17 protein-coding genes and 1 pseudogene are annotated in these 20677 nt (G+C 62.2%); 8 read left to right on the top strand and 10 right to left on the bottom strand.

Annotation, left to right across the window (positions count from 1 at the left end; all coding sequences use genetic code 11):
- Window positions 1-171 precede the first annotated feature (171 nt).
- Window positions 172-906 carry a CatB-related O-acetyltransferase gene (locus BMX61_RS25370; protein ID WP_139198871.1) on the bottom strand — a complete coding sequence of 245 codons (735 nt, stop codon included), beginning with the start codon at window positions 904-906 and terminating at the stop codon, window positions 172-174.
- A 478-nt stretch (window positions 907-1384) separates the two neighbouring features.
- On the opposite strand from BMX61_RS25370, the gene BMX61_RS03615 reads away from it, so the two are divergent.
- The 4 genes from BMX61_RS03615 (at window position 1385) to BMX61_RS03600 (ending at window position 3712) form a co-directional block, all read left to right on the top strand.
- A complete protein-coding gene (locus BMX61_RS03615; protein WP_075627859.1) occupies window positions 1385-1831 on the top strand; it encodes a flavin reductase in 447 nt (148 codons plus the stop codon).
- Window positions 1832-2011: 180 nt separating this feature from the next.
- Window positions 2012-2377 carry an XdhC family protein gene (locus tag BMX61_RS03610; RefSeq protein WP_075627542.1) on the top strand — a complete coding sequence of 122 codons (366 nt, stop codon included), beginning with the start codon at window positions 2012-2014 and terminating at the stop codon, window positions 2375-2377.
- Window positions 2378-2427: 50 nt separating this feature from the next.
- On the top strand, window positions 2428-3120 hold the full coding sequence (locus BMX61_RS03605; protein ID WP_407703734.1) for an XdhC family protein: 693 nt from the start codon (window positions 2428-2430) through the stop codon (window positions 3118-3120).
- Between the two features lie 217 nt (window positions 3121-3337).
- Complete coding sequence (locus BMX61_RS03600) at window positions 3338-3712, top strand: TfoX/Sxy family protein (RefSeq protein WP_075627544.1); 375 nt, start codon at window positions 3338-3340, stop codon at window positions 3710-3712.
- Window positions 3713-3741: 29 nt separating this feature from the next.
- Here the strand turns inward: BMX61_RS03600 and BMX61_RS24990 are convergent, their stop codons facing one another.
- The 6 genes and pseudogenes from BMX61_RS24990 to BMX61_RS03575 form a co-directional block, all read right to left on the bottom strand.
- Window positions 3742-4092, bottom strand: a complete 351-nt coding sequence (locus BMX61_RS24990; RefSeq protein WP_234801465.1) for a nuclear transport factor 2 family protein — start codon at window positions 4090-4092, stop codon at window positions 3742-3744.
- Between the two features lie 39 nt (window positions 4093-4131).
- Window positions 4132-4548 (bottom strand): annotated as a pseudogene (locus tag BMX61_RS24985) (NUDIX domain-containing protein); the annotation flags it as partial.
- A 135-nt stretch (window positions 4549-4683) separates the two neighbouring features.
- On the bottom strand, window positions 4684-6246 hold the full coding sequence (locus BMX61_RS03590) for a DEAD/DEAH box helicase (RefSeq protein ID WP_075627545.1): 1563 nt from the start codon (window positions 6244-6246) through the stop codon (window positions 4684-4686).
- A gap of 232 nt (window positions 6247-6478) precedes the next feature.
- Complete coding sequence (locus BMX61_RS03585) at window positions 6479-7888, bottom strand: M23 family metallopeptidase (protein ID WP_075627546.1); 1410 nt, start codon at window positions 7886-7888, stop codon at window positions 6479-6481.
- 195 nt (window positions 7889-8083) lie between these two features.
- The gene (locus BMX61_RS03580; RefSeq protein ID WP_075627547.1) at window positions 8084-8926 is read right to left on the bottom strand and encodes a ferritin-like domain-containing protein; all 843 of its coding nucleotides are present in this window, start codon (window positions 8924-8926) and stop codon (window positions 8084-8086) included.
- Entirely contained in the window at window positions 8926-9396 is a 471-nt protein-coding gene (locus BMX61_RS03575; protein ID WP_075627548.1) for a peroxiredoxin, read from the bottom strand. The genes BMX61_RS03580 and BMX61_RS03575 overlap by 1 nt, the downstream gene beginning before the upstream one ends.
- A gap of 402 nt (window positions 9397-9798) precedes the next feature.
- Between BMX61_RS03575 and BMX61_RS03570 the strand changes: the two genes are divergently transcribed.
- Window positions 9799-13281: a YhdP family protein gene (locus BMX61_RS03570; protein WP_075627549.1), complete on the top strand. Its 3483-nt coding sequence runs from the start codon at window positions 9799-9801 to the stop codon at window positions 13279-13281.
- A 95-nt stretch (window positions 13282-13376) separates the two neighbouring features.
- On the opposite strand, the gene tyrS is transcribed toward BMX61_RS03570, so the two are convergent.
- Window positions 13377-14630, bottom strand: a complete 1254-nt coding sequence (gene tyrS, locus BMX61_RS03565; RefSeq protein WP_075627550.1) for a tyrosine--tRNA ligase — start codon at window positions 14628-14630, stop codon at window positions 13377-13379.
- A 205-nt stretch (window positions 14631-14835) separates the two neighbouring features.
- Here tyrS and BMX61_RS03560 point away from each other — a divergent pair, with 205 nt between their 5' ends.
- Window positions 14836-15960 carry an anhydro-N-acetylmuramic acid kinase gene (locus BMX61_RS03560; protein ID WP_075627551.1) on the top strand — a complete coding sequence of 375 codons (1125 nt, stop codon included), beginning with the start codon at window positions 14836-14838 and terminating at the stop codon, window positions 15958-15960.
- A gap of 266 nt (window positions 15961-16226) precedes the next feature.
- On the opposite strand, the gene BMX61_RS03555 is transcribed toward BMX61_RS03560, so the two are convergent.
- Both BMX61_RS03555 and BMX61_RS03550 read right to left on the bottom strand, forming a co-directional pair.
- Window positions 16227-16412 carry a hypothetical protein gene (locus BMX61_RS03555; RefSeq protein WP_075627552.1) on the bottom strand — a complete coding sequence of 62 codons (186 nt, stop codon included), beginning with the start codon at window positions 16410-16412 and terminating at the stop codon, window positions 16227-16229.
- 447 nt (window positions 16413-16859) lie between these two features.
- Entirely contained in the window at window positions 16860-17537 is a 678-nt protein-coding gene (locus BMX61_RS03550) for an alpha/beta hydrolase (protein WP_075627553.1), read from the bottom strand.
- Between the two features lie 246 nt (window positions 17538-17783).
- Between BMX61_RS03550 and BMX61_RS03545 the strand changes: the two genes are divergently transcribed.
- Both BMX61_RS03545 and sufB read left to right on the top strand, forming a co-directional pair.
- Entirely contained in the window at window positions 17784-18950 is a 1167-nt protein-coding gene (locus tag BMX61_RS03545) for a cysteine desulfurase family protein (protein ID WP_075627554.1), read from the top strand.
- A 170-nt stretch (window positions 18951-19120) separates the two neighbouring features.
- Window positions 19121-20590: a Fe-S cluster assembly protein SufB gene (sufB, locus tag BMX61_RS03540; protein ID WP_075627555.1), complete on the top strand. Its 1470-nt coding sequence runs from the start codon at window positions 19121-19123 to the stop codon at window positions 20588-20590.
- Window positions 20591-20677 lie beyond the last annotated feature (87 nt).

Raw genomic sequence — 20677 nt, 5'->3', positions numbered from 1 at the left:
ATGATCGCTGTGCCCACACCTTCATGTCCGCCATCTGCATCGCTGCAACCGTCATCTTCTGGCTCAATCAATGAGTCCTCAGCCTAGATATAAATTATGCAATTACAAATCCATATATCGTATCTATTTTATTTTACCTATATAATAATAATATAAATTTATATTTTCTTATTAAAATTGAAGAGAATGCAAAAGATCCCGCATCGTAAGTCGATGAGGCTCATAAGGCTTTATATGACCAGCCGCTGCTCTTTCGTCGATTTCGTCCATCGCCTTTATCGGGTTTTCGAAGTCAACACCATTAAGCTGCGTAAAATCGTATTGCCACCATCGAATCTTTAAAAGTCGTTCGACGACATCATCAGGAAACCGGGTTCGAATAATCCGTCCAGGATTGCCAACCACGACAGCATAAGGCGGGACATTTTTCGTAACGACGGCATGTGTTCCGATTATGGCGCCGTCACCGATTGTAACGCCACCTTTTACATAGGCACCTGCGCCAATCCAAACATCATTTCCGACGTAGACACCGGCAAGCGATTCAAAATGCTTAAAGTCAAAGGCGGCATTCTGCCGTTCGAGATGATGACGCCATAGCGGAAAATCATGGTAATAGGGAAATGTCGAGTTGGAGAGCCAAGTCGTCGGATGCTCAGGTGCCATTGAGCGCACGTCACCGGCAATCGAGGAATAACGTCCAACTTCTTTAAATGGACAGCGTGCCCAGATATACGTGAAAGCACCAAATTCACAAGGAAGGAACCATGGTTCAAACGTTGAAATCTGAACCGGTGGTTCAAAAGTCGTATCAGGATTTACGTGATAATGTCCGTAAGGTAACTCAACTATAACGCCCTGTATTGCGAAATGATGTTTCGCTCTTTCATTGAAGTCGAGATGCACCGACACCACCTTAACGCGCCAATAGGCAACGCCACCTATTAAATCAACATGTCTAATTTAACATATAAAATTTGTTGCGCAAGGTGGAGGTTGAAGTCACCGAGCTCCTGGCGCAATGATGGGTATCATTCGTTTCTTGTGCTCTAGCTTGCGCACTGAGATCCAACGAGGGAGGCGTATCGTTCAGGTGATAAAAAATTTGATGCTGTATCCGGTGTGAATAACGACGACAAAGAAAATAAACTCGACAGCTTCTATCGTGCTTTCGATAATTGATTTTAAATGACGCTTATTTTCTCACATGGTTTTCCGACAATAACTTTTGTCTATGGTTTTAGATTTAACAGATATGGCCGCCCGGCAATTTCTCGGGTAATTCCTTGATCGGTTTCGTGATAATGCCGCGGACCGTGCCTGCCAATGGAGCCTCTAGGCCTTGACCCTTTTGCCACCTGACGCCGACCTCTATCGCGATGCCATGAGCCGGCTCGCGGGCCATGTGCACATTGCCGCTGCGAGCCATGGCGGGGAGCGGCGAGGGGTGACGATTACGGCCGCCTGCTCGGTGTCCGACGATCCAGCGACCTTGCTGATCTGCCTGAACATGCGCAATCCGAAAAACCAGATCTTCCTTGATGCCGGTGTCTTCTCGCTCAATCTGTTGGGCGCCGACCAACTGGCGCTCGCGCGTGTTTTTTCCGGCAGCGAACCGATCGAGGGCGATCGCTTTGCGCATGGACAGTGGACGACGCTTGCGACCGGCGCACCGATCCTGGAGCAGGCCGTTGCCGCCTTCGATTGCCGCATCGTCGACAGCCAGGTGGTTGCCACACACCGGGTGCTGTTCGGCGCCGTCCAGGCCGTCTCGCTCGGTCAGCCCAATCCCGCGCTGCTCTATCACGACCGTGGCTATCGCACCTTGTGATCTGCGGCGCGCCGAAGCGCTGACACCTGGATACACTTTTTGCCCCTGCGCCCTAGCTGATCTCCTCAAACGGCATGTCAGCTCGGCCACGTGCTGCACAATGGTCTTAACACGAACATCAGCCGCTCCTTTTGCATCACGCATGTGAGAGAATGGGGAGATGTAGCAGAGGTGGAATGGATGACAGCGGCATGGTTGGAGGCGGGCGATCCGCTGGTGATTGCTGAGCGCTGGAGCGCGGAAGGGCGCAAGGTGGCACTTGCTACCGTCATCGACACCTGGGGCTCCGCGCCACGTCCGCGTGGCAGCCATCTCGTAATCGACGGCAATGGCAATTTCGAGGGATCGGTATCCGGTGGCTGCGTGGAGAGCGAGGTCATCGCCCAGGCGCTCGACGTGATCCAAAGCGGCACGCCGCAACTGCTCGAATTCGGCGTGTCCAACGAGACCGCCTGGCGGGCCGGCCTCTCCTGCGGCGGACGCATCAGCGTTTTCGTTCAGGATCTGGCATCGCGGGATGCAGCGTCCGAAAGCCATGCCGGATGACGAGCGGAATTGTCGAGGCAGTCAACGCCGCGCGTGCCGAACGCCGGCCTGTGGCCACGCTCACATGGCTCGACACCGGTGTCATGGGTCTCATCGCCCCTGACGAGATCCCTGGGCACCGGCTGGAGATTGAGCTTCGTGAAGCTTTCAGGAGCGGAAAGTCAAAAGCGGTCACGCAGGATGGCCGAGAGGCATTCCTCAACATCTATCTGCCGGCGCCGCGCCTGATTGTGATCGGCGCCGTTCACATCACCCAGGCTCTGGCGGTGCTTGCGCCCGTCTGCGGCTTTGCGTTGAGTGTGATCGATCCGCGCAGCGGCTTTGCCACGGCGGAGCGCTTCGCCGGCGTCGACCTTGTGGTCGAGTGGCCGGACGATGCCTTCACCAGCAGGCCATTGGATCCGTTTACCGCGGTGGCGGCGGTGTCCCATGATCCAGGGATCGACGATCCCGCCCTGATCGCGGCGCTCGAGGCCGGTTGCTTCTATGTCGGCGCGCTGGGCAGCCGTCGCTCGCATGAAAGGCGTCTGGAGCGTCTGCAAGCAGCCGGGCTCAGCGCGGAAATGCTTGGCCGAATCCGTGCACCGATCGGCCTCGATATTGCTGCTTCGACCCCGCAGGAAATCGCTGTATCCATCTTGGCGCAAATCATCGCCGCACTTCGCCGACCTGGCGGGGATAACGCATCGCGTGCCCGCGTTCAGCCCGGTGGGCGAGGCGACGCCTGCCTCGTGGAAGGCTGAACTCGAAGGCTGGTGTGTCACTCGTCTTTTTCAGCCTGTATTCCTGCGGAAATGCCACGTGGCGGTGAACCAATGTGATCGCAAGTCGATTGTCTGCCCTTTCCCCTCGCTGCCCCTTCACGATAAATAAATAAGTGTCGGGCTTTGCCTGTGATCCTGCTTGGTCGGTCCAGGCGGGGCTGGTCGAGGAATAAACAGAGGCGGGGGGAGATCGGTCATGGACGATGAGGCGATTTTCGAGGTGTTCGACAGTCTCGGCCCTGTCTCGATCCGCCGGATGTTCGGCGGTAAGGGAATTTATGCGGAAGGCCACATCCTCGCCATCGTGCTTGACGGCACGTTGATGCTCAAGGGAGACGACGAGAGTGCGCCGAGGCTTGAGGCGGCCGGTGGGGAGCGCTGGTTCTATGAGGGCAGGAGCGGCAAGCCGGTCAACATGCCTTATTGGACTGTGCCTCCCGCCGCCTATGACGACCCCGAGGAGATGGCGCTCTGGGTGCGCGAAGCTTTCGAGGCGGCGCTGCGCGCGAGCCGGAAGCCTCAGGCAAAGCCGAAAGCAAAAAAGCGCTCATCCGCGAAAGAGGAAACCTGAGCGGTAACCGCACCTTGCCCTGTCGCCTGTCAGACCACAGTGGCCTGATGAAAGCGCATCTGCCAGCGGCCATCGATCCAGGCCCAGATGGAACTGCGCCAACGGCATTGAGGCCTCTCCTGCGCCGGATCGCTGCCTGTCGTGCGGTAGACAAGCTGCGCAAGCCCTGCGCCTAGATCAATGAGGCGATAGTCGGACGCCTGAGCGGCTCGATAGGTGCCGCGTGCAGCCTCCTCCGCGAGCGCCGTGATGATCTCGTCGCGTCCATAGACCGTGCCCGAACTGCCGATCTCGATGAAATCCGCTGCAAGCAGCTTCGATACCGCTTTCGGCGCGGCGCGCAGAGCAGGCTGGTGAAGCGCCTCTTCGAGCGTTCGCAGCGTATCGAGATCGGACGCCGGTGGCTCGGATCTGACTTGAAGGGCCGTGACGGCGTCGCGAGCGAAGACCGATAGTGGAGCCGGCAAGCCATCGAGAGGGAACCAGCCGATGTCCGAAATCTTGTCCGGTTCGGTCAGCCAAGGCTCGCCCGTGCTGTCCTGCGTAACATAGATGAGCGAGATCCAGTGCTGGCGATCGGCGGGAATAATCTGTTCGCTGAGGCAGAGAAACTCGACGGAGCCGATCGACAGGCCGCTTTCCTCTTCGGCTTCGCGCCGGGCTGCCTCCAGCGAGACCTCGCCGTGGTCCACCTTGCCGCCGACGATCGTCCAATGCCCGGCCTCCGGTGCCTTCAGCCGTCGGGCCATCAGCAACCGGCCCTCGCGCAGAATCGCCAGGCCGCAGCCGACACCGGGAAAATCCACGCCAGGACGTGCGGCATGTGGCCCCGATATCCCTGTCACGAGCTCGGTCTCTATTCCGGGCGCAGGAAGCCGCTCAACGTCAAAAGGCGCACGCATCGCTGCGTCCGCCTTTTCGTCGTCTTGCGTCCGCGCATCCGGCTCACGCCGATCCGCAGTGCTCATTCCTCAGGCCTTGCCGGCAATCAGCATGAAGGCCGGGATATCGTCGCCGAAGCCGACAGGCGTCGGGCCGTCGTCCTGGTCACGGCGATAGCGGTTGCGCCGGTCGCGATGATCATCATTGGCCGGAGCAGGCGCCGGTGCCGGGCGATTGGCCGAGCGAGCGGTATTCTGTCCCCTTGGCTGGGCCTTGCGTTCTGCTTTCACGGTGTCCGCCTTCGCATTGGTCTCGTCGAGGACCGGATTGTCCAAGCTTTTCATGTCGTGCCGATGACTATCGGCCTTCGGGCTTTCGGCTTTTTCTGCGTCAGGCCGAGCGCCATCCGAGCGGCGGCCACGATCGCGGTCGCGTTCACGCCGTCCGCCGCGCTCACGCTTCGGCCGGGCGCTCTCATAACTCTCGGCAGGCGGAGGAAGTTCAGTCAGGTCGCCGTTCAGCCATTCAATTTTCTGGCCGATCAGCTTTTCGATCGCATCGAGATATTTCGTGTCACGCCGGTTGACGAGGGTGAAGGCGGCGCCGGAGCGGCCGGCCCGGCCCGTGCGGCCGATGCGGTGGACATAGTCTTCCGCGTGGATCGGCACATCGAAGTTGAAGACATGGCTAACATCGGGAATGTCGAGACCACGGGCCGCTACATCCGAGGCGACGAGCAGCGTGATCTGATTGTCCTTGAAGCCTGCCAGCATCTTCGTGCGCGAACTCTGGTCCATGTCGCCATGCAGCGCGCCGACGGAGAAGCCATGTCGGCTCAAGGAGCGGAAGAGATCCGCGACATCGAGCTTGCGATTGCAGAAGATGATCGCATTCTTCAGGTCGGTCTGGGCGCGGATGAGATCGCGCAGCACGGCGCGCTTCTCATAATCCTTGTCATGCGTCGCAACGATGCGCTGCGTCACCGTCTTGGCGGTCGAGGACGGCGGCGCGACCTCGATGCGTTCGGGATTTTGCAGGAAGCGATCGGCCAGCTTCTGGATTTCCGGCGGCATGGTGGCCGAGAAGAACAGGGTCTGGCGGGTAAAGGGGATCAGCTTGGCGATGCGCTCGATATCGGGAATGAAGCCCATGTCGAGCATGCGGTCCGCTTCATCGATCACGAGGATCTCGACGCCGGTCATCAAAAGCTTGCCGCGCTCGCAATGATCGAGCAGGCGGCCGGGCGTGCAGATCAGCACATCGGCGCCACGCTCCAGCTTGCGATCCTGCTCGTCAAACGAAACACCGCCAATGAGCAGCGCGATGTTCAGCTTGTGGTTCTTGCCGTATTTTTCGAAATTTTCAGCCACCTGGGCCGCAAGTTCACGCGTCGGCTCCAGGATCAGCGTGCGCGGCATGCGGGCGCGGGCGCGGCCTTTTTCCAGAAGGGTCAGCATCGGCAGCACGAAGGAGGCCGTCTTGCCCGTGCCGGTCTGGGCGATGCCGAGGATATCGCGGTGCTTCAGCGCCGGCGGAATGGCCCCGGCCTGGATCGGCGTCGGGTTCGTATAGCCGGCATCGGTGACGGCGGAGAGGACTTTTTGGCTCAGGCCAAGGTCAGAAAAGGTGGTCAAAGGGAAAACTGTTTCCATTCCGGTTCGTCCGAACCTTGGGTTTTCGCGGCTGCAGCAGCACTGTCGCCGGCCTCTTAGGGCCAATACCGCGCAAAGTCAAGGAATGCAGCATTTTGCGGGCCTTGACGGCCGTTTCTGGCGCAAAATTGGTTTCCGGAAGGATATTTTGCCAGAGAGGGCGCGAGATCGTCGCCATCGTTTTGTGCAGCCGGCAAACGAGTCGCAAGCAGCGTATTCCCGCTCCGGTGCCTTACTCGATATAGCTTGCGAGCATGCGGCCGGCTGTCAGGAAGCGCATGGGATCGACCGGGCGGCCGTCGATGCGCACCTCGTAATGCAGATGTGGGCCGGTGGAGCGGCCGGTATTGCCCGAGGAGCCGAGCGCCGCGCCGGCCTCGACCGTCTCACCGCTGCGCACGCCGATCTCCGACAGATGCGCGTAGCGCGTGCTGACGCCATGGCCATGATCGATCTCGATCATAAACCCATAGGAGCCGTTGTAGCCGGCGCTGACCACGCGGCCTGGCGCCGCCGCATGGACGACGCTGCCGACACTCAAGCGAAAATCGATGCCGGAATGCAAGGCCAACCGCCCGAGAAAAGGGTCCGGTCGGTTTCCGAAGGGACTGGTGATGTCGCTTTGCGGCGCCGGATTGGCGAAGGGCAGGCGGCGGGCTTCGGCGCGTACGGATTCGAGGTGCGACAAGGCGTCGTCGAGGGCAACGAGCGCTCGATCGAAACCCTCAGGCGCCTCAGGCTCGACAAAAGGGCCGCCGACTGCGCTCTCATCGCTGCGCGCGGCCGCGCCGGAGAGGTTCAAAGGCACGCCGATGCGGGCGGTAATGGCGCGGATGGCTTCGGCCGTCTGCTGTGCATCGGCCGTCAGTGCATCGATGCGCGCGGCCTGATCGCGCTCGATCTGCTTGAGGGACAGCGTGACCTTGGAAAACAGCCGGTCGGCCCTGTCGGGCAGGCTCTCTTCCGGCGTCGCCGCAAGCGCCAGGGCTCGCAGCGGAGCAGCGCGGGAATCTGGCGCAGGAGGGCTCGCCGTCGGCTTGGCGGCATCTGTCGCTCCCCCCATGCCCAGCTGCGCCTCGATGGCGCGCAGGCCCGCAGCCTCGGCGCGCTGTCCGGGCATCGGCCGTAGCGCAAAGGCTGGAACGCTGTCTTCCTCATGCGCATCCAAGGGGGCCTCCTGCAACATGGCAGGTGCGGCCTCGCCGCCGGTCCTGTCACCCGATGCCGTATCGAGCCCCGATTGCTCGGCCCGTTCGATCAGGGAGCCGATCCGGCCACCGCGCGCGCTGATCGCCATCTGCTGGCGCAACAGGGTCTCGACCTTTTTCTCGACGAGCTGCTGATCGATAAGCTGGCGGCTGGACACGCGGTCCACTTGGGCGCGAAGGGCGGCGATCCGGTCCTCATAATCTTGCTGCATGCGCGCCTGTCGCGCCATGGCGCCGCCGATCAAGTCGTCTCGCAGAACCAGATAGGCCGTGGCTGCAAGAAAAGTGAGGCAGAAAAGGGCGCAGAAGGCGACTGCAAGGCCTGTCGTCCAAGGGGCAAGCCGCAGATGGCGCACGCGATCGCCGCGTGCGAGGATCAGCAGCAACGGTTCCGTGCGCTTGCCAAAGACCCGGGATTGCGAAACCTGCGGCACGGGCTACCCCAAACGAACGATCATGATCGCGCGGATGCGCTGATAATGCCGGCATTGGGCCCTATTAAGGTTAATGAAGCCTTACGATTTAGTCATTTGGCATCATGCGCGTCTCAACCGGAGCCAACAAGTGTGCTGGGATAGCCGGCAATATCCGTAAAACGCTGGCGAGCATGCTCCGGCCAGTGCTGCCGCTCAGATATTGGCTGATGTCGTCATCGAGCGATAGAAAGCGGGCGTCAGGCCGGCCTCGGCGCGGGCGATGTCGTTGAACGGCGCCTTGAGGGACCCGCGAAAATTGGCGCGCACCAGATCCTGGAAAGCGCGCACCGGATCGCGCCGCTCGCGCTGGCAGAGGAAGCGAAACCATTTCGCGCCGACGGCGACATGGCCCTTTTCGTCCTCATAGATGATGTCGAGCACGGCTGCGCTGTCCATGTCGCCGGTCTCGCGCATTTTTGCCTGCAGCGCCGGCGTGACGTCGAGCCCGCGCGCCTCCAGAATCAGAGGCACGACGGCGAGGCGGGCCGTCAGATCGTTGCGCGTGTCATGGGCGGCCTGCCAGAGCCCGTCATGGGCCGGAAGATCGCCATAATCGGCGCCCATCGCCTGCAGCCGGGCCCGCACCAGCCGAAAATGCTTGGCCTCTTCGAAGGCGACGCGCATCCAGCCTTCGAAGAAGGAGAGCGGCACCGGCTGGTCGGCAAAGCGGGCAACGATGTCGAGCGCCAGATCGACCGCATTCAATTCGATATGGGCAATGGCATGCAGAAGCGCGATGCGCCCCTGCGGCGTGTGCAGCGACCGACGCGGCACGTTGCGCGGCGGGATCAGCGCGGGCTTCTCCGGCCGGCCCGGCCGCTCCGGCACGGGCGCGTCCAGCGGCGAGCGCAGCGAGAGACGGCGCGCTGCCCAGCGCCGCGCCGTTTCCTGCGCCAGTTCGGTCTTCAGGTCGAGATCGGCGGCCGCGATCGCTTGGGCTGCGCCATCGCGCAGGCTGCGGATTTGAGGCAGGGAGATGGCGGCCGCGTTGTCCATCAGCCGGCCGCCTTGACCGCCGCCAGCACCTCCTCGACATGGCCCGGCACCTTCACCTTCTCCCAGATGCGGGCGATGGTGCCATCCGGCGCAATCAGGATCGTGGTCCGCTCGACACCCATGTAGCGCCGGCCATACATGCTCTTCTCCACCCAGACGCCATAGGCTTCCAGAGTGGATTTATCCTCGTCGGAGGCGAGCGCGATACCGAGATTGTGCTTTTTGATGAATTTGTCATGCGCCTTCACCGGGTCCGGCGACATGCCGATGATCGTCGCGCCAGCCGCCTCGAAGTCCGCAGCGCGTGCGGTGAAGTCGATGGCCTCGACGGTGCAGCCCGATGTGTCGTCCTTCGGATAGAAATAGAGAACGACATGCCGGCCGCGATGTGCGGCAAGCGAGATCGTGCCGCCGCCGTCGCGCGGCAGCGTAAAATCCGGGGCGGGGGAGCCAATGGCAGGCAAAGTCATATCGAAGTCTCCTCATCGACCATTTATTGCCGCACTTATATGGTCCATGCGCGCCACTGGACCACATGGGCGCAGCCAAGGCTGTTTTGCGCTTGGCCCGTCCGGGGATTGAACGGAGCGATACATCGCTCATGCCGCGTCACTTGGCCGGATGCAAGAGGCGATGCTGTGGCCTTGCCTTTCCGCTGGTGAGATCCATCTGGCCGCTTGCGGCTCAGCATGCTGCGCCGCTAAAACAGGATGCGACTGCTGGAGGATATCCGGCGGCCCATGCCTTTGCTCTTCGCCTGCAGCGATGGCAGACAAGCGGTGACAGAACGACCAAGCCAGCCTTTCCGGTTGGGAACAGGATGATAGCGCGCTGATGCCCTTCAACGACAGACTCGAAAGCTGCCTCTGCCGATGAGCGACATCCGCAATGACAATGATCGCCTGGATCCGCAGGCTCCGGCGCAGGCGGGAGCGGCAAATCCCCTGCGCTCCGGCCCGCCAGAGCCCGGCAGCCGGCCAACGGATCGGCCGGGGCGGTTCAGGTCGTCACGAAAAGTGGGGCATCGCCGATGGCATGTCCGGCTGTTCAATGGCTGTCTGGCGATCGTCCTTCTTGTGCTGCTCGCGATCGGCGGCCTGATCCTTTCGATGGAAAACGGCGTCTTCGACGGCATTTTGAACCAGCGGGCAACGGCGGCGCTGGACGCGGCCGTGGGCGAGAATTTTCGCGCGGAGGTCGGCTCCACGGTTCTGCGCCTGTCGCCCGGCGGCGGGCTGGCTTTGAAAGCGCGCGGCGTCGCGCTGATCGACCGAGCCTCGAATGCCCGTTTGATGACGATGGACTCGGTGTCGATCGATGTCGATACCAAGGCGCTCATGTCCGGCAGGCTTGCCGTGTCGCGCATCGAGGCCGATGGCGCCACGTTCGATTCCGCGGTTCTACCCTCCGGCGGTCCGCTGGACCTGACGACGCTCAGGATCGCGAACATCCCGGCCGGTCTCGACATCGTCTTCAAGCAGATGGACGCCATCGAAACGCTGATCAGCCGCAGCGGCACCGATGTCGTGCGCCTATCCGATGTCAAGCTGGCGCTATCCGGCCCGCGCAACCGCGTCGTGTCCGTCGATGTCGAACGGCTGGATTTTGCCCGCAGCGCGGATGGATCGATGGGGATCGACGGGGCCTTCCTGGTGGATGGCCACGCTGCCGAACTGCATCTGAAGACCGAGCGCGGCAAGGAGCGGATCGAGCGCCTCTCCGGCGCGATCGCCGGCCTGCCGATGGAGGCGCTGCTCTACCGCCCGGCGACAGAGACGGAGCCGCCCTTCGGGATCGACGCCGAAGGCGGCGTCTCGATCGAGGCCGTTCGCGGCGGGACCGTCGGGACGCCCGGCGCTTCTGCGACGTCCGGCGCTGCTGCGACGACCGATGAGGTGCAGCCCGCCGCACCGGCGTTGAACCTTGCCGCCCATCTCGCGCAGGGCACGTTCCATGCCGGCGGCCTTCAGTCCGATGTGCTGCCGACGGATCTGTCCGCATCCTATGATTTCGACCGTCGGGTGATCACGGTCCAACCTTCGGCGCTGCGGTTCGGCCAGGCGGTCTATCCGCTTGCCGGCACGATTGCCGATCTTGCCGATCCGCAGGATCCCGAGGCGAAAGGCTTTGCCATCGATCTCAATGTCGAGGATGCAATCGCCTCCGCCTCCGATGTGGGCGAGGCGCCGCTGCCGTTTTCCGCGGAGATCAAAGGGCAGTTTCTGACCAAGACGCGCAGCCTGATCTTCGACCGGCTGGCCGTGCGCAGCACGCTCGGCTCGCTGCTCGGCTCGCTGTCGGTGCAGTTCGGCCAGACGTCGCCCGGCATCAGTTTCGCCGCGCTGACGACCGACATGCAGTCCTCCACGGTCAAGCAGCTCTGGCCTTGGTGGGTGGGCAAGAATGCGCGCCACTGGGTCGTCGACAATCTGTTCGGCGGAACGGTGAAGAACGGCAAGATCGAGGTCTCGGTGGCCGAAGGCCGGCTTGCCGAAACGCCAGGCCCGGTCGATCTTGACGAGAACGAGTTGAAGCTGGATTTCGAAATCGCCGATGCGCGTGTCAACGTCACCGGCACCATTCCGCCGCTGCGCGACGCCAATGGCCGGGTCCAGATGCGCGGACAGCGCGTGGCAATCGACTTCGATCGCGCAGCCTCCTATTTTCCCTCAGGCCGAAGCGTGACGCTCAAAGGCGGAACGCTCGTCATGCCCGATGTCTATACCAAGCCGCTGATGGCCGAGATCCGGTTGCAGCTGGCGGGTCAGGCCGACGCCATGGCCGAGTTATCGACGTTCAAGCCGATCGACGCGCTGAGGCGCACCCCCTTCAAGCCCGAGGACTTCAAGGGAGACGTGACGGCGGAAATGGGCGGCCGCTTCGGGTTGATCAACGACCAGCACCCGCCACCGCCCGAATGGCAGGTCGAGATGCAATTGAACGGCGTCTCCATGACCAAACCGTTCTCCGGGCGCACGATCACCGACGTTCAGGGTCCACTGCGTATCGATCGGCAGCAGGCGACCCTTGAGGGCACCGGCAAGGTTGACGGCTTCCCGCTCGATATCAGCATGGTCGAGCCGATCGATAGCAATGCCAAGATCAAGCGCGTGCGCGACATTTCGGGCACGCTGCCCGCGGGCGCACTCGACAAGCTGGCGCCTGAGCTGTCCAAGATTATCACCGGGCCGATCGGGCTGGATCTGTCGCTGGAGGACAATGGCCGCCAGCTGGTGGAGCTCGATCTCGGCCGCGCGTCCGTTGCTTTTCCCTATATCGGCTGGAGCAAAGGGCCCGGCGTGCCGGCCAAGGCCGCCTTGACGGTCATGGACAAGGGCGGGACCACGACGGTGTCGGGCCTGAAGCTTTCCGGCGCAAGCTTCGGCGTTGCCGGCGATCTCACCTTCGACAAGGCTGGGCTTGTCAGCGCGCAGTTCTCCACCATCAAGCTCAGCGCCATTGATAGTTTCGCGCTCGGTTTGAAGCGGCAGAAGAACGGCTATTCCGTCACCATCGACGGCGACTCGCTGGATGCCCGCAACGTGATCGCCGGGCTCAAGGCTCCCGGCAGCAAGGATGGCGGCGATCCGCAGAACATCGTCATCGACGCCAGCCTGAAAGCCGTTCGGGGCTTTCACAACGAGCAGCTCTCCAATGTCAATCTGAGCTACGCAGCCAGGGGCCGCGAAATCAGCGGCGTCAACGTGACGGCCGTGACCGGCAGCGGCCAGGCGCTCGTGGCGCGCATGGCCGCCGATGGCGACACGGTGGAACTGACGAGCGGCGATGCCGGCGCCATAGCCCGTTTCGCCGATATTTACGGCAATATGCGCGGCGGGCTGATCAATCTGAAGCTACGCGCGCGCGGCGCCGGCTCCTGGCGCGGAACAGTGGATATCCGGAAATTTTCGATCGTCGACGAAGCAAGGCTTCAGTCCATGGTCTCCAGTCCCGCAGCCGACGGCCGCAGCCTGGGCGATGCGGCCAACAAGGATATCGACGTCAAGACCGCCCGCTTCGAGCGCGGCTTTGCCAATCTAGCGCTGGACGGCGGCGCGATCTCGGTGGGAAACGGCGTCGTGCGCGGCGTCGATGTCGGCGCCACGTTCCAGGGAACCGTGCGCGACGCCAATGGCGTGATGGACATGACCGGCACCTTCATGCCGGCCTACGGGCTGAACCGGCTGTTCGGCGCCGTCCCGATCATCGGCACCATTCTCGGCAATGGCCGTGATCGGGGTCTGCTCGGCATCACCTTCAAGCTCGCCGGCCCCTTCGACAAACCGGATTTGACGATCAATCCGCTGTCGATCATCGCGCCCGGCGTTTTCCGCTCGATCTTCGAGTTTCAGTAAAACACGATCTGTCGGATAACATGTCTGAAACGAGAAAGGCCTGCGAGCGAAACCGCCGCAGGCCTTTTTATTCGTCGCTGCCGATCCGCTGTCCGTCAGGCGGGGCGAACCAGAATATGTTTCTTCTTGCCGAGCGAAAGCTTGATCACGCCATCGCCCGTCACCTCGCCGGTGCCGATCGTCAGGCGCTCGTCGGAAACAGCGGCGTCGTTGATGCGCACGGCACCGCCGTGCACATGCCGGCGGGCTTCGCCATTGGAGGCCGCCAGGCCAGCGCGCACGATCAACGAGAGCAGGCCGATGCCGGCCTCCAGCTCGCTCTGCGGCACCTCGATGGAGGGAAGGCTGTCGGCCAGAGCGCCTTCTTCGAAGGTGGTTCTCGCGGTGTCGGCGGCCTGTTGCGCAGCCTCGCGGCCATGGACGATCGCGGTGGCCTCCGTCGCCAGGATCTTCTTCGCCTCGTTGATCTCAGAGCCGGAAAGGGCTGCCAGCTTCCCGATCTCCGACAGGGGAAGTCGCGTGAAGATCTTCAGGAAGCGACCGACATCGGCGTCCTCGGTGTTGCGCCAGTACTGCCAGAAGTCATAGGGGCTGAAATTCGCCTCATTGAGCCAGACGGCGCCGTTGGCGCTCTTGCCCATCTTGGCGCCGGAGCTCGTGGTCAAAAGCGGCGTGGTCAGCGCATAGAGCTGCGGTGTGCCCATCCGGTGGCCGAGATCCACCCCGTTGATGATGTTGCCCCATTGGTCCGATCCGCCCATCTGCAGCCGGCAGCCATAGCGCCGGTTGAGCTCGACGAAATCATAGCCCTGCATGATCATGTAGTTGAATTCGAGGAAGGATAGCGACTGCTCGCGATCCAGCCGCAGCTTGACGCTGTCGAAGGAGAGCATGCGGTTGACCGAGAAATGGCGGCCGACATCGCGCAGGAATTCGACATAGTTCAACTTCAGCAGCCAGTCGGCGTTGTTGACCATCAGCGCATCGTTCGGGCCTTCGCCAAACCGAAGGATGCGCGAGAAGATCTTCTTGATGCCGGCAATGTTGGTTTCGATCTGCTCGACGGAGAGCAGCTTGCGCTGGTCGTCGCGGAAAGAGGGATCGCCCACCATCGAGGTGCCCCCGCCCATCAGCGCGATCGGCCGGTGCCCGGTTTCCTGCAGCCAGTAGAGCATCGTCGCGGAGATCAGGTTGCCGATATGCAGGCTGGTCGCTGTCGCGTCATAGCCGACATAGGCCGTTACCGTCTCCTTGGCGAAGAGTTCATCGAGGCCACTCTCGTCGGAGACCTGGTGGATGAAGCCGCGCTCCTTGAGCGTGCGCAGGAAATCGGATTTGAATTCGGACATGGTCCCGTCTCTTTAGGGTCTGGATCGATTGGCGCGGGCAGGGCTTGCGCCGTCACGCGCTCTCATGCATGCCGCTGCGCAAGGTGTAAACCCATGGCGCCGGCGCCATGCGCGGGCGGTGTGCATGGTCTGGCGCCTTTATCACCTATTTGTTGACTGTGCACCCGCTTGTTGAACATTCGCGGCACAGCAGACGAGGACAGCGATGACACAGACCCTGACGGCAATCGGCCTGATGAGCGGGACCAGCCTCGATGGCATCGATGTCGCCCTAGTCAGCAGTAATGGTGAGACAGTGGCCGAGCGCGGGCCCTTTCTCTCTCTCCCCTATGCCCCAAGCTTTCGTCGTCGTCTTGCGGATGCGCTGGAGACTGCCAAGGCGATCGAGGATCGCGCCGAGCGCCCCGGCCTGCTGGCGCGCCTGGAGCGGGACCTGACATTGCTGCATGCCGTCGCCGTCAACGATTTTCTGCATATGCATGGGCTCGACGCGCGCGAGATCGACGTCATCGGCTTTCACGGCCAGACCATTCTTCACCGGCCGCTGCAGGGACTGACGGTGCAGCTCGGCGACGGGCCGCTGCTGGCTCGCGAATCCGGCATCCAAACCGTCTATGACATGCGCGCGCATGACATGGTGTTGGGTGGGCAGGGCGCGCCGTTGATCCCGGCCTATCATGCCGCACTGGCGCGCGCGCTGCCGGCTGGGCTTGCCCGTCCTGTGGTCTTCGTCAATATCGGTGGGATTTCGAACCTCACCTTTCTCGACGATGCGACCGGCGCGCTTCTTGCCTTTGATAGCGGCCCAGGGAATACGCTGATCGACCAATGGGTGGAGGCGCATACCGGCGTGGCTTATGACGTCGATGGACGGCTGGCGGCTGCGGGCACCATCGACGAGGCGTTGGTGAAACGCTATCTCGCCCACCCCTTCTTCCATGGAAATCATCGCCGCGCGCTCGACCGCAATGATTTCGCGCCGCCGATCAAGGGAACGCTGACGCTGGAAGACGGTGCGCGCACTCTGGCGCGGGTGACGGCGGTGGCTATCCTCGCCTCGGCGCGCCACCTGCCGGGGCCCGTGGGCACCTATGTGATCTGCGGCGGCGGCCGCCACAATCCGGTGATCCTGGGCGATCTCAGCCTGCTCGCGGATCAGGAAGGCGCCCGCGTGATCACTGCGGAGACGGCCGGATTTGACGGCGATGCCATGGAGGCAGAAGCCTGGGGCTTCCTTGCCATCCGCTCGCTCAAAGGCCTGCCGCTGACCTATCCGGGCACAACGGGTGTGTCCGCCCCAGCCGTTGGCGGCGTTCTGGCTAGGCCGTAGCGCCAGTGCCCGGCGTAATGCCCGGTTTCGTTGATAGAAACCCTGGCATGGCACAAGCTTGACAGGTGGCTAGGCGTGATGCGTGTCCTTCGTCCAAGCATTGCAACGACGCTCGCGGTCAAGCCTACGCGACCTCCGGCCCCTGTCCCGACCCTTCCGCCGGCGTAGACGCCCTCGACCGATGCGACGGCATCGCTCTTCAGACCTCTCCTGGCCGGAAGCGACGGGAAGACGGTCCTATGGGTTCCTGTCAGCAAGACTGGGTATTAGCCATTCACCCGCCGCGGCGCGGTCTCGGCGGCTTCGCGGAAGCGCTCATAGGCCTCGAATTCGTTGACCATGCGCTCGGCCATCTCACAGAGCAGCGCCTCGACCTTGATCCCCTGGGCCTTGGCCATCTCGCTGATTCGTGCGGCGAGCTCGATCGTCACCGGGAAATTCAGCTCGGTCATGTATGCTCCTCTTCGATCCTCGTGATCGCTTGATGCTGCGGCGTGACAGGTGGGCCCCTTCTTGCCCGCCATGCTGCCAGCCCTGCTCAAAACCGTGACAGGGCAGAGCCCCCATGGTCTGCGAGGCGCCGCGAAAGTGCAATCTGACTTACTGTTCTTGGTTGAAACTTTTGCAACGCGGTAGCGGAATAGACGCATCGCAGGCCGGATTTCGCCGATGAATCAAGCGTATTCGACTTTACGAATGTGCCAAAATCCTTCAGCGGCTCTGCCAGGTGATCGGCTACCATCCCGACGACTGCGGGCATCGCACGATCACTGAGCGCTCTGGCCTATGGTCCGGTAGCGGAAGATCTGCTCAACGCAAAAAGCGGAGATCGGGGATCTCCGCTTCGATTCGTGTCGCGCTCACGCGTCGCTTGGGCGCGAAGCGCCAGGCAGTCTGTTTTAGCGCAGGCGCTTGGCAGCCGGTTCCGGCGTCAGCTCTCCGGCCAGCCGCCGATCGAGATAGTCCTCGCATTCGGCCATCAGCGTTTCCACCTGCCCGTTGAAGAAGTGGTTGGCTTCCGGCACCGTGCGATGGGTGATGAGAATGCCCTTCTGCGCCTTCAGCTTGTCCACCAGGCTGTTGACATCCTTCTCGGGCGCGACCTTGTCCAGCTCGCCATTGATGATCAGGCCCGAAGAGGGGCAGGGTGCCAGGAAGGAGAAGTCATAGGTGTTGGGCTGCGGTGCGACCGAGATGAAGCCCTCGATCTCCGGCCTGCGCATCAACAGCTGCATGCCGATCCAGGCGCCAAAGGAATAGCCCGCGACCCAGCAGCTTTTCGAATCGGGATGCATGCTCTGCACCCAGTCCAGCGCGGAGGCAGCATCCGACAATTCGCCCGCGCCATGGTCGAATTCGCCCTGGCTGCGGCCGATCGAACGGAAATTGAAGCGCAGCGTGGTGAAGCCACGCTTCTGGAACATGTAGAACAGCTGGTAGACGATCTGATTGTTCATCGTCCCGCCAAACTGCGGATGCGGATGCAGGACGATCGCGATAGGGGCGTTCTTCTGCTTGGAGGGCTGGTAGCGCCCCTCCAGCCGACCGGCGGGGCCGTTGAAAATCACTTCAGGCATTGCATCTCCGGAAAAATTGGGACGGCCGACCTGCGTCCTTGCTGTGCTGTCTTGACGAAAGCACTCAGCTTTTCTAGAACCCAGTTTAGAACCATTCAAAAACGTTGCACGGACGGTGCCATGCGGGTGTCGTCTCTTACGGCAAGCGACGCAGCGATATCAAGAAAAATGCGGCATAGCATGACGGTGCACGCGCAGGCGGCATTCTGATAGGCCAGACGAGCGGACGGATAAGCAAAGAGCATGATGGGCAAGGCGCGCATCTATATGGACTGGAACGCTACGGCGCCGCTTCTTCCGGAAGCGCGTGCGGCGATGCTGTCCGCGCTCGATTGCGCCGGTAACCCCTCTTCCGTACATGCGGAGGGCCGCAAGGCGCGGCAGATGATCGAGGCGGCCCGCCGCGCAGTGGCCCGGCTCTGCGATACGCTACCCGCCCATGTCACCTTCACCAGCGGCGCCACTGAGGCAGCCAACCAGGTGTTGACCCCCGTTTTTCACATGGGCCGCACGCCGGTCTGTGTCAGCCGGCTTTATGTCTCGGCGACGGAGCATCCGGCTGTGCTGTCTGGCGGTCGTTTCGACAGGGGCAGCCTGTGCGTGCTGCCGGTCGATGCCGATGGGCTGATCGATCTCGTCGCTCTGGACGCCGCGCTTGCGGCGCATGATCGCGCGCTTGGCCTGCCGATGGTGGCGGTGATGCTGGCCAACAACGAGACGGGCGTGATTCAGCCGATTGCCGACGTGGCGGCGCATGTCCGCCGGGCAGGCGGGCTTCTGGTGGTCGATGCCGTGCAGGCGGCTGACCGTCTGCCGCTGTCGATCGAGGCGCTGGGCGCGGATTTCCTCGTGCTTTCCGCCCACAAGATCGGCGGGCCGAAGGGCGTCGGTGCTCTGGTCTCGCGCGGCGAAGTGCTGATGCCGGCGCCGCTGATGCGCGGCGGCGGCCAGGAAAAGGGCCATCGCTCCGGCACCGAGAACGCGGCGGCAATCGCCGGCTTCGGTGCGGCAGCCGATATGGCCGCGCAAGATATCGAAGCGCGCATGGCCGGCATCGCCGCGCTGCGTGACCGGCTGGAAGAGGGGCTGCGCACAGCAGCACCCGATCTGCTGATCCATGGCGCGCGCGTGCCGCGTATCGGCAATACCAGCCTCGTGACCCTTCCGGGGCTGAAGGGCGAGACCTTGCAGATCGCGCTTGATCTCGAAGGCATCGCCGTCTCCTCAGGCTCGGCCTGTTCCTCCGGCAAGGTCGGACGCAGTCCGGTTCTTGACGCCATGGGCTTTACGGCTGAAGAGGGCGCTCTGCGCCTGTCGCTCGGGGCCGCCACCACGGCGGATGAGGTGGACAGGGTCATCGCCGCCTTTGCGCGCGTGGTGGCCCGCAAGCGCCTTGCTGGGGCGGCGGCATGAGAAGAGTGGGCGGGACCATAGGTTCGCGGCCAGCGGGATCGACGAAAAAGGCCGGGATTTGCCCAGCCTGCAGGTGAAAATGCACACGGCGTTTCTTACATGAGCGCCAACACGAAAACAGACGATCGATTGACAGGCCGGCGAACGATGCCGGCAGATGGAGAAAAGCCATGGCTGCTGTGCAGGAAACGATCGACCAGGTCCGCCTGATCGACGTCGACCAGTACAAATACGGTTTCGAATCCGCCATCGAGATGGACAAGGCCCCCAAAGGCCTGTCGGAAGAGATCATCCGCTTCATTTCCGCCAAGAAGGACGAGCCGGAGTGGATGCTGGCATGGCGGCTTGAGGCCTATCAGCGCTGGCTGACGATGGACGAGCCGAATTGGGCACGCGTCGATTATCCGAAGATCGACTTCAACGACATTCACTACTATGCGGCGCCGAAGAGCCAGAGCGGGCCGAAATCGATCGATGAGGTCGATCCGGAGATCCTCAAGATCTATGAGAAGCTCGGCATTCCCCTGCGCGAGCAGGAGATCCTGGCGGGTGTGAAAAGCTCGAAGATCGCCGTCGATGCCGTGTTCGATTCGGTGTCGGTGGTCACGACCTTCAAGGAAGAGCTGAAGAAGGCCGGCGTGATCTTCATGTCGATCTCCGAGGCCATCCGCGAATATCCTGACCTCGTGCGCCAATATCTCGGCTCGGTCGTGCCGACGACGGACAATTATTACGCCACGCTGAACTCGGCGGTCTTCACCGACGGATCCTTCGTCTTCGTGCCGAAGGGCGTGCGCTGCCCGATGGAACTGTCGACCTATTTCCGTATCAACGAGAAGAACACCGGACAGTTCGAACGCACGCTGATCATTGCCGAGGAGGGGGCTTATGTCTCCTATCTCGAAGGCTGCACGGCGCCCCAGCGCGATGAGAACCAGCTACACGCGGCCGTGGTCGAGCTGGTGGCGCTCGATGATGCCGAGATCAAATATTCGACAGTCCAGAACTGGTATCCCGGCGACAAGCAGGGCAAGGGTGGCATCTATAATTTCGTCACCAAGCGTGGCGATTGCCGCGGCCACCGTTCGAAGATCTCCTGGACCCAGGTGGAAACCGGCTCGGCCATCACCTGGAAATATCCAAGCTGCATTCTGCGCGGCGACGAGAGCCGGGGCGAATTCTATTCGATCGCGGTGTCCAACGGCCATCAGCAGATCGATTCCGGCACGAAGATGATCCATCTCGGCAAGAACACATCGAGCCGGATCATCTCCAAGGGCATTGCCGCCGGTGTGTCGCAGAACACCTATCGCGGCCAGGTCTCGGCCCATCGCCGCGCGACGAACGCCCGCAACTTCACCCAGTGCGACTCGCTCCTGATCGGCGACCGCTGCGGCGCGCATACGGTGCCTTATATCGAAGCCAAGAACGCCACGGCGCAGTTCGAGCATGAGGCGACCACCTCGAAGATTTCCGAGGACCAGCTGTTCTATTGCCTGCAGCGCGGCATTCCCGAGGAAGCGGCGATCGCGCTGATCGTCAACGGCTTCGTCAAGGAAGTCATTCAGGAGCTGCCGATGGAATTCGCCGTCGAGGCGCAGAAGCTGATCGGGATTTCGCTTGAGGGGTCGGTCGGCTGATGAGCGTGGAGGCGGCCAATGTGAAGGTCGTCATCCTCGGGCTTGTCCCGAGGATCTACCGCCCGAGGATGTACCGCCCGAAAAGAC

The organism is Xaviernesmea oryzae (genome assembly GCF_900109605.1).
GTDB classification, from domain to species: domain Bacteria; phylum Pseudomonadota; class Alphaproteobacteria; order Rhizobiales; family Rhizobiaceae; genus Xaviernesmea; species Xaviernesmea oryzae.
Note: the sequence above shows the minus strand (reverse complement) of the source record. Positions and strands in the feature narration are given on the sequence as shown.

Bases quoted from the DNA above. Each gene is read 5' to 3' on its own strand.
- sufB (WP_075627555.1), top strand. From the start codon at position 19,121: ATGGCTGCTGTGCAGGAAACGATCGACCAGGTCCGCCTGATCGACGTC.
- BMX61_RS03590 (WP_075627545.1), bottom strand. From the start codon at position 6,246: ATGGAAACAGTTTTCCCTTTGACCACCTTTTCTGACCTTGGCCTGAGC.
- BMX61_RS03570 (WP_075627549.1), top strand. From the start codon at position 9,799: ATGAGCGACATCCGCAATGACAATGATCGCCTGGATCCGCAGGCTCCG.
- BMX61_RS03545 (WP_075627554.1), top strand. From the start codon at position 17,784: ATGGGCAAGGCGCGCATCTATATGGACTGGAACGCTACGGCGCCGCTT.
- BMX61_RS03560 (WP_075627551.1), top strand. From the start codon at position 14,836: ATGACACAGACCCTGACGGCAATCGGCCTGATGAGCGGGACCAGCCTC.
- BMX61_RS03580 (WP_075627547.1), bottom strand. From the start codon at position 8,926: ATGGACAACGCGGCCGCCATCTCCCTGCCTCAAATCCGCAGCCTGCGC.
- BMX61_RS03610 (WP_075627542.1), top strand. From the start codon at position 2,012: ATGACAGCGGCATGGTTGGAGGCGGGCGATCCGCTGGTGATTGCTGAG.
- BMX61_RS03600 (WP_075627544.1), top strand. From the start codon at position 3,338: ATGGACGATGAGGCGATTTTCGAGGTGTTCGACAGTCTCGGCCCTGTC.
- BMX61_RS03555 (WP_075627552.1), bottom strand. From the start codon at position 16,412: ATGACCGAGCTGAATTTCCCGGTGACGATCGAGCTCGCCGCACGAATC.
- BMX61_RS03615 (WP_075627859.1), top strand. From the start codon at position 1,385: ATGAGCCGGCTCGCGGGCCATGTGCACATTGCCGCTGCGAGCCATGGC.
- tyrS (WP_075627550.1), bottom strand. From the start codon at position 14,630: ATGTCCGAATTCAAATCCGATTTCCTGCGCACGCTCAAGGAGCGCGGC.
- BMX61_RS03550 (WP_075627553.1), bottom strand. From the start codon at position 17,537: ATGCCTGAAGTGATTTTCAACGGCCCCGCCGGTCGGCTGGAGGGGCGC.
- BMX61_RS03575 (WP_075627548.1), bottom strand. From the start codon at position 9,396: ATGACTTTGCCTGCCATTGGCTCCCCCGCCCCGGATTTTACGCTGCCG.